We start from the raw sequence: 7,158 nt of genomic DNA, 5'->3' as shown, positions 1-7,158 counted from the left end.
GGCTTGCTCCCCGCCCCGCCCTTCGCCCGTTCCCCGGGGCTCCGCCCCAGACCCCGCGCCTCAAACGCCGGCGGGGCCGGAATTTCGCGCAGCGAAATCCAGCCCGCGCAGCGGCGCCACCGTCAGGCCGCCGCCAGGACCTCGGCCGTCGTCAGTACGCGGGCGAAGCCGCCGCCGTGGAGGTTGACTGCGGTGGCCGCCGCCAGCTGGGCGGCGGTGAGGGTCAGGCCCCCCGGGCCCGCGAGGTCGAACGTGTGGGTCGCGTCCAGCGGGACGAGGACCTCGTAGCCGAGGTTGCCGCCCATCCGGGCCGTGGTCTCCACGCACATGTTGGTCTGGATGCCCACCACCACCAGCTGCCGTATCCCCCGCGCCGTCAGCCACTCCCCGAGGTCCGGGGTGCCGTAGAAGGAGGAGTTGACGGTCTTGGTGACGTGCAGGGCGGCCCGCCCGGCCCGGTCGGCGACGAAGTCCTTGAAGGCGTGTCCGGGCCGGTCCGCGGCGAGGACGGACCCGGGCCGCACCGAGGCGTGCCGGACCAGCACCAGCGGGCGGCCCGACTCCTCCCAGGCGTCCATCAGCGCGGCGATGTTCCCCTCGGCCGCCGGGTTGTCGCGCGGCCCCCAGAAGGCGGCGTCGTCGAAGCCCTGCTGCACGTCGATGACGATCAGGGCACTGTCGGGGGCGATCTCGATCGCGTTCTCGGTCATGGATCGATCATGTCCGGCGGGGGCCGGGCGCCCCAGGGGCTCCGGGGACCCGAAACGATGGGATCCCGCCAGACTGGCAGGATCTCCGGAGCGGGCTCTGGCAGAGTGGCCGCATGCACCGCGTCGCGATCGTCGCCCAGCCCGGGATCCGCGCCTTCGACCTCGCCGTCATCACCGAGGTCTGGGGGCCCGACCGCAGCCGCGTCGGGGTGCCCCCGTTCGAACTGCGCCGCTGCGCGCTGGACCCCGGGGCGGCCATCTCCCTGCCCGGCGGGCTCACCCTCGCCCCCGACCGGGGCCTGGACTGGCTCGACGAGGCCGACCTGGTCGTCGTGCCGGCGCTGGCCGAGCCCTCCGACCCGACGCCCGAGCCGGTGCTGGCCGCCCTGCGGCGGGCGCACGCCCGGGGGGTGCCGGTGGCCGCGCTGTGCGCGGGGGCGTTCGTCCTCGCCGAGGCGGGGCTGCTCGACGGGCGGCGGGCGGTGACGCACTGGTGGCTGGTCCCGCAGCTGGCCGCCCGCCACCCCGGGGTGCTGGTGGAGGAGGCCCCGCTGTTCGTCGAGGACGACGGGCTGTGGACCTCCGCCGGGGTCGCGTCCGGCATCGACCTGTGCCTGCACCTGGTGCGCGAGGCGCACGGCGCGGAGGCCGCCGCCGCCATCGCCCGTTCGATGGTGACGGGCCCCTTCCGCTCCGGGGACCACGCCCAGTACCTGGACCGGCCCGTCCCGGCCGCCGACCGGACCGCGGAGGCGCTGGCCGCCGTCCGGCAGCAGGCCCTGCGCCGGCTCCAGGAGCCGCTGGACGTGGCCACCCTGGCCGGCTGGGCGGGGATGTCCCCGCGCTCCTTCGCCCGGCACTTCACGGCCTCCACCGGCACCACCCCCCACAAATGGCTGCTGAGCCGCCGGCTGGACGAGGCCCGCAGACTGCTGGAGCGCACCGACCATCCGGTGCCCGAGGTGGCCCGGCGGGCCGGGTTCGCCAGCGAGGTCACCTTCCGCCAGCACTTCGGATCGGCCTTCGGTCTCAGCCCGCGCGCGTACCGCACGGCGGCGGCCAACGCTCCCGTTACCGGTGACAGTGTTAGAAATGGCTCATGACCGGACGTTCGGGTCGGCAGAGGGAGACGCGGCCGGCGAGCCTGCTCGCGCGCCTCTCCCTGGCCCGGAACAGCCTCGCCGGCCAGGTGTTCTCCCTCCAGGCCCTGATCGTGCTGCTGCTGATCACGGCGGCGACCCTGGCCCTGGTCTTCCAGGCCCGCCGCGACAGCGAGAACGACGCCCGCAACCGCTCGCTGGCCGCCGCCGAGGCCTTCGCCCACGCCCCCGGCCTGCCCGCGGCCCTGGCCTCCCCGGACCCCACCGCGGAACTCCAGCCGCTGGCCGAGGCCGCCCGCAAGGCCTCCGGGCTCGACTTCATCGCGGTCCTGACGAAGGACGGGATCCGCTACACGGACGCCCGCCCCGACCTGATCGGCAAGCGCGCCGCCGGCGACCTGGGGCGGGCCGCCGCGGGAGAGGCCTTCACCGAGGTGTTCCGGGGCGCCCCCAGTGACGCGGTCCGCGCGGTGGTCCCCGTACGGGACGCGCGGGGCAGGGTGGTGGGGCTGGTCTCCACCGGCATAGAGATCGAGAACGTCGGCCACGTGGTCGAGGGGCAGCTCCCGCTCCTGATCGGCGCCGCCGTGGGCGCCCTGCTGCTGGGCACCGCCGGCGCCGGCCTGGTCAGCCGGCGGCTGCGGCGCCAGACCCGCGGCCTGGGCGCCGCCGAGCTGGCCCGGATGAACGAGCACCACGAGGCGGTGCTGCACGCCGTGCGCGAGGGCGTCCTCATCGTCGGCGCCGACGACCGGCTGCTGCTCGCCAACGACGAGGCCCGCCGGCTGCTGGACCTGCCGGCCGACGCCGAACAGCGGCACGTGGGCGAGCTGGGACTGGACCCGCGCACCGCCGGGCTGCTGCTGTCCGGGCGGGTCGCCACGGACGAGGTCCACCTCGCGGGCGACCGGCTCCTGGCCGTCAACGTCCGGCCGACCGCGCCCTCCGGCGGGCGGCCGTCGGGCAGCGTCATGACCCTGCGCGACACCACCGAGCTCGCCGCGCTCTCCGGCCGCGCCGAGGTGGCCCGGGAGCGGCTCCAGCTGCTGTACGACGCGGGGGTGCGGATCGGCACCACCCTGGACGTGGCGCGCACGGCGGAGGAGCTGTCGGAGGTGGCCGTGCCGCGGTTCGCGGACTTCGTCACCGTCGAGCTGCTGGAGCCGGTGCTGCGCGGGGACGAGCCCTCGCCGGTGGCGGGGATGCACACCCGGATGCGCCGGGCGGCGATGACCGGGGTGCGCGGCGACCAGCCGCTCCAGCCGGTCGGGGACACCATCTTCTTCGCGGTGCCGAACGCCCCGATGGCGGAGGCCCTCGACGCGGGGCGGGCGGTGCTGGCCGCCGATCTGCACGCGGCGATGGGCTGGCGGGCGGCCGACCCGGCCGGGACCCGGCAGGCCCTGGGGTACGGGTTCCACTCGCTGATCTGCGTACCGCTCCAGGCGCGGGGCGTGGTGCTGGGCATGGCGAACTTCTGGCGGGCGGCCGACACCCCGGAGGCGTTCGACGAGGAGGACCTCTCCTTCGCCGAGGAGCTGGGGGCGCGGGCGGCCGTCTCCATCGACAACGCCCGCCGCTTCACCCGCGAGCACGCCACCGCCGTGACCCTCCAGCGCAGCCTGCTGCCCCGGGTGCTGCCCGACCTGAGCGCGGTGCGGACCGCCTTCCGGTACCTGCCGGCGAAGGCCGGGGTCGGCGGGGACTGGTTCGACGTGATCCCGCTGCCGGGGGCGCGGGTGGCGCTGGTGGTGGGCGACGTCGTCGGGCACGGGGTGCACGCGGCGGCGACGATGGGCCGGCTGCGCACGGCGGTGCACAACTTCTCGACGCTGGACATGCCGCCCGACGAGCTGCTGGGGCACTTGGACGAGCTCATCGACCGGATCGACCAGCTGGAGAGCGGCGAGCCGGGCGGCGGCCCGGAAACGGAAGGCGGTGACGGAGGGGACGGCGGCGATGGCGAGGGGGCGGCCGGCATCACCGGCGCCACCTGCCTGTACGCCGTCTACGACCCGGTGTCGGGGCACTGCGTGATGGCCAGCGCCGGCCATCCGGGGCCGGCCCTGGTCCACCCCGACGGGCGGGTGGAGTTCCCCGAGCTGCCGACCGGGCCGCCGCTCGGGGTCGGCGGGATGCCCTTCGAGACGGCGGGGCTGGCGCTGCCGGAGGGCAGCCGGCTGGTGCTGTTCACGGACGGGCTGCTGGAGGACCGCGACCGGGACTTCGACGCCGGGCTGGAACTGCTGGGCCGGACCCTGGCCCGGCCGGGCCGCACCCCCGAGCAGGCCTGCGCGGACGTGCTGGCGGCGATGCTCTTCCCGGCGCCGAGCGACGACATCGCGCTGCTGATCGCCGAGACCCGGCGGCTGGATCCGCGGCGGATCGCGGAGTGGGAGGTGCCGGACGACCCGGCGGCCGTCTCGCGGGTGCGGCGCGCGGCGGCGGGGCAGCTGGAGGAGTGGGGGCTGGAGGGGCTCTCGTTCACCGCCGAGCTGATCCTCAGCGAGCTGATGACCAACGCGATCCGGTACGGGAACGAGCCGATGCGGGTGCGCCTGCTGCACGACCGGAACCTGATCTGCGAGGTCTCCGACGGCAGCAGCACCTCCCCGCACCTGCGGTACGCGGCCACCACCGACGAGGGCGGCCGCGGGCTGTTCCTCGTCGCCCAGTACGCGGAGCGCTGGGGCACCCGCTACACCCAGCGCGGCAAGGTCATCTGGGCGGAGCTGTCGCCCACTTCGGGCGGGGAGCCGCAGCTGCCGCCCGGCCTGGACCTGGACTCCCTGGAGGACCCGGCCTGGTGAGCGGGAGCGCTTAGGGTTCGGCTTGTGGATGTACTGCTGGTGGAAGACGACGAGCCGGTCGCGGAGTCCCTGCGGCGCGGTCTGCTGCGCTACGGCTTCGGGGTGGAGTGGGTCACCACCGGGGCGGCGGCCCTGGCCGTCACCGCCCCCTACGACCTGGTCCTGCTCGACCTGGGGCTGCCCGACACGGACGGGCTGGACGTCTGCCGGGAGCTGCGCGGGCGCGGGGACGTGCCGATCATCGTGATCAGCGCGCGCAGCGACGAGACCGACCGGGTCGTCGGGCTGGAGATCGGGGCGGACGACTACGTCTCCAAGCCGTTCGGGGTGCGCGAGGTGATCGCCCGGATCAGGGCCGTGATGCGGCGGGCCCGGCCCCAGGGCGAACCGCAGGGGCCGCAGCGGTACGGGTCCCGGCTGACCCTCGACCGGAAGTCGGCCCGGGTGCGGCTGGACGGCGCCGAGGTGGCGCTCACCCCGAAGGAGTACGACCTGCTGGCCTTCCTCACCGAGGAGCCGGGGGCGCTGATGTCCCGGGAGCAGATCATGGAGGCGGTCTGGGACGCCAACTGGTTCGGGCCGACCAAGACGCTGGACGTGCACGTGGCGGCGCTGCGGCGCAAGCTCGCCGGGGCGGTGGCCATCGAGGCGGTGCGCGGGGTGGGGTTCCGGCTGGTGCCGGCCGGGGATCCGGCGTGATCAAGCGGCTGATCATCAGCTACGTGCTGCTGGTCGGCGTGGCGCTCGCCGCCTTCACCGTGCCCGTGGCGTTCACCCTGACGGCCCAGCTGCGCGGGGACACCGAGGAGTCCGTGCGGCGCGAGGCGACCACGATGGCCCTGCTGCTGGGCAACGGTGACGGACCCTCGCTGCAGGCGCTGGCCCGGATGGCCGCGGCGTACGCGGACGAGACGCCGGGGGCGGTGGAGGTGGTGGCGGCCGGCGGGGGCGCGGTGGCCCCGCTGCCGCCGGCGGCGCGGCCGGGCGACCGGGCCTTCACGGCGGCGCTGCGGGAGGGGCGGGCCACCGTGGACTGGGGGTCGCGGTGGGTGTGGGGGCCCCAGCTGGTGGTGACCGTGCCCGCGCGGGCCCGGCAGGGGTCCGGGGACGCCTCGGAGCGGGTGGTCGGGGCGGTGCGCGTGCGGTACGCGACGGCGGCGCTGAGCGACCGGCTGTGGCGGATCTGGGGCTTCCGGGCGGTCCTGGCGGTCGGGGTGCTGGCGATCGCGGCGGCGATCGGCGCGGTGGTGGCGCGGCTGCTGACGAAGCCGCTGCGCCAGCTCAACGAGATGGCCAGCCGGTTCGGGGACGGCGATCTGACGGCCCGTTCGCCGGTGACCGGCCCGCAGGAGACCCAGACGCTGGCGCGGACCCTGAACCAGGGCGCGGAGCGGCTCGACACGCTGGTGGCCTCGCAGCGGATCTTCGTCGCGGACGCCTCGCACCAGCTGCGCACCCCGCTGACGGCGCTGCGGCTGTCGCTGGACAACATCGCGGACGGGGTGGACGACCCGTTCGTGCGCGAGGACGTGGAGCAGGCCACGGCGGAGGTCGTGCGGATGAGCCGGCTGGTCAGCGGGCTGCTGGTGCTGGCCCGGGCGGAGGCCAAGGTGTCGGCGGCCGAGCCGCTGGCCCTGCGGGAGCTGGTGGAGGAGCGGCTCGGCGTGTGGCGGCCGGCGGCCGACGAGCGCGGGGTGACGATCGTGCTGGCCGGGGACGCGGACGACCGGCTGCGGGTGCTGGCCGGTCCGGGCAATCTCGACCAGGTGCTGGACAACGTCCTGTCCAACGCGCTGGAGGTGTCCCCGGACGGGGGGACCATCACGGTGCGGCTGGAGGCGGGTGCGGCGGCCGGGGCGGAGGAGACGGTGCTGGAGGTCCTCGACCAGGGGCCCGGCATGTCCGCCGCCGAGCAGTCCCGCGCGTTCGACCGGTTCTGGCGTGGTCAGGGCCTGACCGGCCGGTCGGGTTCGGGCCTGGGGCTGGCCATCGTCAAACAGCTGGTGACGGACGACGGCGGGAGCGTGGCCCTGCGGGACGCGCCGGGCGGCGGACTGTGCGTGCGGATCAGCCTGCGGACCGGGGCCGAGGCCGCGCCGCGGTGGATCAGCCCTCGGCCGGGAGCACCGAGGAGTGGTGGTTGACGATCAGCCACTTGCCGCCGCGCTTCTCGTACTCGTACGTGTAGCGGGCGTCCACGGCCTTGGTCACGCCGGTCTTCGGGTCGGTGAGGTGGAAGCGGTAGACGCCGGCGTCGATGGCGGAGTCCGCGTCGAGGACGTTGACCACCGAGCGGATCTTCTCGCCCTTCGGCTTCTTCTGCAGGAAGTGCTCGAAGTAGTCCGTGATCTCGGCGCGGTTGGTGCGGATCTGCGGGGAGGCGGTCGGCAGCAGCACCGCGTCGCGGGCGTAGCGGTCGGCGACCTTGCCGGCGTCCCCGGTCCCCAGGGCCGCGTTCCACTGGTCGAAGAGGGCGGCGATCTCGCGCTCGGTGGGCTTGCCGGGCTTGCGGTCGCCGGCCTGGGCGACGCCGCCGCC

General features: G+C 75.5%; 6 protein-coding genes. 4 read left to right on the top strand and 2 right to left on the bottom strand.

Annotation, left to right across the window (positions count from 1 at the left end; all coding sequences use genetic code 11):
- Nucleotides 1–122 precede the first annotated feature (122 nt).
- Nucleotides 123–710: a cysteine hydrolase family protein gene (locus AB0O29_RS33470; RefSeq protein WP_365159471.1), complete on the bottom strand. Its 588-nt coding sequence runs from the start codon at nt 708–710 to the stop codon at nt 123–125.
- Nucleotides 711–823: 113 nt separating this feature from the next.
- Here AB0O29_RS33470 and AB0O29_RS33465 point away from each other — a divergent pair, with 113 nt between their 5' ends.
- From AB0O29_RS33465 to AB0O29_RS33450, 4 genes are read left to right on the top strand one after another with little or no spacing between them, the layout of a single operon-like run.
- A complete protein-coding gene (locus tag AB0O29_RS33465; protein WP_365159468.1) occupies nt 824–1,813 on the top strand; it encodes a helix-turn-helix domain-containing protein in 990 nt (329 codons plus the stop codon).
- Nucleotides 1,810–4,620, top strand: coding sequence for a SpoIIE family protein phosphatase (locus AB0O29_RS33460; RefSeq protein ID WP_365159465.1), 2,811 nt, complete (start codon nt 1,810–1,812; stop codon nt 4,618–4,620). Before AB0O29_RS33465 ends, AB0O29_RS33460 begins: the two co-directional genes overlap by 4 nt.
- A gap of 24 nt (nt 4,621–4,644) precedes the next feature.
- The gene (locus tag AB0O29_RS33455) at nt 4,645–5,319 is read left to right on the top strand and encodes a response regulator transcription factor (protein ID WP_365159462.1); all 675 of its coding nucleotides are present in this window, start codon (nt 4,645–4,647) and stop codon (nt 5,317–5,319) included.
- Nucleotides 5,316–6,764, top strand: a complete 1,449-nt coding sequence (locus AB0O29_RS33450; RefSeq protein WP_365159459.1) for a HAMP domain-containing sensor histidine kinase — start codon at nt 5,316–5,318, stop codon at nt 6,762–6,764. The genes AB0O29_RS33455 and AB0O29_RS33450 overlap by 4 nt, the downstream gene beginning before the upstream one ends.
- On the opposite strand, the gene AB0O29_RS33445 is transcribed toward AB0O29_RS33450, so the two are convergent.
- Nucleotides 6,727–7,158: SgcJ/EcaC family oxidoreductase (locus AB0O29_RS33445; RefSeq protein WP_365159456.1), on the bottom strand; the 432-nt coding region annotated here is incomplete at its 5' end. The two genes, AB0O29_RS33450 and AB0O29_RS33445, sit on opposite strands and share 38 nt — an antisense overlap.

The organism is Streptomyces sp. NPDC089915 (genome assembly GCF_040684675.1).
Taxonomy (GTDB): Bacteria; Actinomycetota; Actinomycetes; order Streptomycetales; family Streptomycetaceae; genus Streptomyces.
This window is presented reverse-complemented; position numbering and strand designations above follow the sequence as displayed.

Excerpts from the sequence above, each read along its gene's own strand:
- AB0O29_RS33470 (WP_365159471.1), bottom strand. The coding sequence starts at position 710 with ATGACCGAGAACGCGATCGAGATCGCCCCCGACAGTGCCCTGATCGTC.
- AB0O29_RS33465 (WP_365159468.1), top strand. The coding sequence starts at position 824 with ATGCACCGCGTCGCGATCGTCGCCCAGCCCGGGATCCGCGCCTTCGAC.
- AB0O29_RS33460 (WP_365159465.1), top strand. The coding sequence starts at position 1,810 with ATGACCGGACGTTCGGGTCGGCAGAGGGAGACGCGGCCGGCGAGCCTG.